This is a genomic window from Candidatus Hydrogenedentota bacterium, assembly GCA_012523015.1.
GTDB lineage: Bacteria > Hydrogenedentota > Hydrogenedentia > Hydrogenedentales > CAITNO01 > JAAYBJ01.
Genome location: JAAYJI010000347.1, coordinates 1 through 3,669, shown reverse-complemented (window position 1 = coordinate 3,669; position 3,669 = coordinate 1). Strand labels below are relative to the sequence as shown.

Annotated in this window: 5 protein-coding genes and 1 pseudogene; all 6 read left to right on the top strand. The window is 49.0% G+C overall.

The window, feature by feature from the left end:
* The coding region (locus tag GX117_14945; protein NLO34624.1) for an ATP-binding protein at window positions 1-496 on the top strand (496 nt) is incomplete at its 5' end.
* Window positions 493-1,185, top strand: coding sequence for a hypothetical protein (locus GX117_14940; protein ID NLO34623.1), 693 nt, complete (start codon window positions 493-495; stop codon window positions 1,183-1,185). The genes GX117_14945 and GX117_14940, both read left to right, overlap by 4 nt.
* 34 nt (window positions 1,186-1,219) lie before the next feature.
* A complete protein-coding gene (locus tag GX117_14935) occupies window positions 1,220-1,717 on the top strand; it encodes a hypothetical protein (GenBank protein NLO34622.1) in 498 nt (165 codons plus the stop codon).
* A pseudogene (locus tag GX117_14930) lies at window positions 1,645-1,917 on the top strand (hypothetical protein). The gene GX117_14935 and the pseudogene GX117_14930 overlap by 73 nt, the downstream one beginning before the upstream one ends.
* Window positions 1,918-2,142: 225 nt before the next feature.
* Window positions 2,143-3,384 carry a glycosyltransferase family 4 protein gene (locus GX117_14925; protein NLO34621.1) on the top strand — a complete coding sequence of 414 codons (1,242 nt, stop codon included), beginning with the start codon at window positions 2,143-2,145 and terminating at the stop codon, window positions 3,382-3,384.
* A partial coding sequence (locus GX117_14920) for a sugar transferase (protein NLO34620.1) occupies window positions 3,384-3,669 on the top strand: 286 nt, incomplete at its 3' end. The genes GX117_14925 and GX117_14920, both read left to right, overlap by 1 nt.

Below are 3,669 nucleotides of genomic sequence, written 5' to 3'. Positions count from 1 at the left end.
TCCCGGCGTAGGGAAGACCCATCTGGCCGTTGCCTTGGCTCTTAAGGCCTGCCAGGCTGGAATGAGCATCTATTTTACCACGATGGAAGACCTGATTGGTAAATTGAAAAAAGATTGCGGCGCTGAACGGAAAGGCAGAGGCAGAAGTTACAATAAATCGGCGCTGGTGATTGTGGACGAGGTGGGTTATACGCCGATCAACCGGGAGGAATGTAATCTCTTTTTTCGGTTTATTGCCCACCGGTATGAAAAGGCCAGCACGATTATCACATCCAACAAGGCTTTTTCCGACTGGACTGAGCTGTTTCAGGATCCGGTCATTGTAACGGCTTTTTTGGATCGTCTGCTGCATCATAGCGTGGTGATTAACATCAAGGGCAACAGTTACAGACTTCGGGATAAAATCGGAAAGGCTGCCCCCGAAATGGGCCTATCCGAAAAAGCAGGTGGCTCACTTTTCACGACCGAAAATGGCTCAATTTTAAAAGACCGTTGACATATGTTGCTTGGTATCGCTTTTCCCTTAAATCCAGCCTCCGCAAACATTTCTTTTCCATCAGATCATTTACCGAAGCCGGGCCTTTTTTCCATTCAGTCGATGCCGTCATAGACTTCCCTGATGTATGGAATGGCAGTCTGATACAAGATGCTGAACGAATCGTCCAGGGCTATCTCAGGTTTTTTGCCCGCCACTGGCAGGCTGTTGGGGCCCCGCCCAACTGGTATTTAAATTCCTTCAACGGCAAGGTATGGGCAAATCAGAATAGACACTGGACAGAGCTCCCGGATTTTCATCTTGATCTTGGCGACATAAAGCATGTTTGGGAGGCTTCCCGTTTTGAATGGGTGGTGACATTGGCGCGGGCCTATGCGGCAAGTGGGGACGGCATTTATCTCGACACCTTGAACCAATGGCTTGGCGACTGGGCAAAACACAATCCTGTCAATTCCGGACCCAACTGGAAATGCGGCCAAGAAGCGGCGATCCGTGTTTTCAACCTGCTGTTGGCTGCTTTTATCCTAAAACAGTGGCTGAAACCCAGCCCGACATTATACGAATTCGTTTACAGGCATCTTGAAAGGATCAACGCCAATATCCGGTATGCAATTGCCCAGGACAATAACCATGGCATCAGTGAGGCGGCGGTGTTTTGGCGACAAACCTTTTTCAGATCTATTTTATAAGCGGACACAGGCTGTTCTTGACTGGTGTTGTGTAATGACAGATTTACGATCTGGTAATGCTCCCAATTTGGGGCCAAATGACGGCGCTTTACTACTTCATATACACGGATGTGGTTATCGTGATTTTCGCCCCAGTGTCCAGACAGCCTTTGCTCTGTTTCGGCGGCAGCGCTTTTTTGCTGCCGGACCTTGGGATGAGCCGGCCTATTGGCTTGGGATTCATGCTGATAACCCTTCACCCCATACGGTGGCGCTTTCAGATTGCGGCAAAGCCTCTCAATTGTTGCCTGGTGGGTATGTAATTATGGCTGATACCGATTTTTGGGGGATGCTCTGCTTTCCCATGTTTCGATTCCGGCCAGGTCATAATGATGTTTTTCATTTTGATCTTTGGTGTAACGGGGAAAATATTTGTCGTGATGACGGAAGTTATTCTTATTACCATCGGATTGCAACGATGCTAGCTATTTTGGATCGACAAAAGCCCACAATACGGCAAGCTTCGATGATGGTGAACAGATGCCAAGGTTAGGACGGTTCCTGCTGGGTAAATGGACCGTGTGGCAGAATACATCGGTGATATTGAAGACGGCTGGCAGAGTTGGACCGGTTCTTATAGGGATTGGAAAGACAACCTACACCAGCGTACAATCAAATGTAAAGAAAATACATGGGTTATTGAAGACAGGCTTGAGGGGCGGTTTGAAAGAGCCGAAATCAGATTCCGCTTAATGCCGGGTGGCTGCCGCCTTGAGAACCACACTGTTTTCGCCTCGTGGGGCCGCATCCAAGTGGCGAGTTCAGGAATTACAGTCGGTCACGCGGATGGTATGGAATCTTTGTATTATCAGCACAAACAACCTGTCGATACACTGGTCATAACCGTCGGCCAAGGCTGTCACGAGATAACCACCCGGATTGTGCTTGGCCCACAGTAGCCATTGACGTTTTTGAATTATGCATATCCTGTACTTTCATCAGTATTTTACAACACCAAACACTGCCGGTGGGACGCGATCTTATGAAATGGCCCGGCAATTGATATCCCGAGGGCATGAAGTGACGATGGTTTGCGTCCGACGAGGCAAAGATGGCTTGAACTTGCTCGGCAGCGCCGATGGATTAATTCGCGAAGGTGTTATTGACGGTATTCGGGTCATTCAATTCGATCTGGAGTATAGTAATTACATGAGCCTTCCGCGACGCGCATGGGTGTTCTTGCGCTATGCTTTGCGAAGTACGGGGCTTGCTCTGCTAATGGATTACGATCTTCTTTTTGCTACATCTACTCCGCTTACTGCCGGCATTCCTGGAATTTTTGCCAGCCCGTTGCGAAGAAAACCGTTTGTTTTTGAAGTCAGAGACCTATGGCCGGAACTGCCCAAAGCGATGGGTGTGGTGAAAAACCCACTGGTACTGTCGGGTAGGTCCGTTTTGGCATGGATGAGTTATCGGACGGCGTCGGCTTTCATTGCCCTTGCGCCAGGACTCAAAGAAGGAATCGCTAAACGCAGTCCCCGGAATCACGCGATTGCCATGATTCCTAATGGATGCGATCTGGATCTTTTCCAGCCTGGAAAGAGAGAAGCTCTGAATTTGCCCGGTGTGAAGCCGACCGACTGCGTGGCCGTGTTTACAGGTGCCCATGGAATGGCCAATGGTTTGGATGCTGTTTTGGATACGGCGCGCGTTCTTAAGGAACGGGGCCGAATGGATATTGTATTGGTTTTTATCGGTGATGGGAAATTGAAGCCGTCTTTAATTGAAAGAACGAAAGCAGAGGACTTGGATAATTGCCGCTTTTTCGATCCCATGCCTAAGAATATACTTAATCGTGTAGTAAGTTGTTGTGATATAGGGATGATGATTCTTGATGATGTGCCTGCGTTTTACTATGGAACATCGCCCAATAAGTTCTTTGACTACATTTCTTCCGGATTGCCTGTGCTGAACAATTATCCCGGTTGGTTGGCGGATATGATTAATAAGCATCGCTGTGGTATTGCCATCCCTCCCCGTAATCCGGAGGCCTTTGCTGACACCCTTTGTTTACTGGCGGATGATCCAGTGCTGCGTCGCGAGTATGGAAAGAACGCTCGCCTACTGGCAGAAGAAAAATTTTCTCGTGACCGATTGGCCAATGAATTTGTGGATTGGTTGGAGGCTGTTTACGCAAAATCACGTGATAAGGTCGCATAGTGAAAAGAATTTTTGATTTTATCGTAAGTGCAGCAGCCATTGTTGGTTTATCTCCGGTACTGCTCATTTTAGCCACCGTTGTTCGATGGAAATTAGGTGCACCTGTCTTGTTTCGTCAACAGCGTCCGGGCCTACGCGGCCGTCCCTTCTGGCTGTTGAAGTTTCGCACCATGACCGATGCCCGCGGGCATGATGGTGCACTCCTGCCGGACGCGGCGCGCCTGACACGCTTCGGTCAATTCCTTCGTGCTGCCAGCCTTGACGAGCTTCCGGAATTGCTGAATG

Coding starts and splice junctions, on each gene's coding strand:
- GX117_14925 (NLO34621.1), top strand. CDS start 2,143: ATGCATATCCTGTACTTTCATCAGTATTTTACAACACCAAACACTGCC.
- GX117_14935 (NLO34622.1), top strand. CDS start 1,220: ATGACAGATTTACGATCTGGTAATGCTCCCAATTTGGGGCCAAATGAC.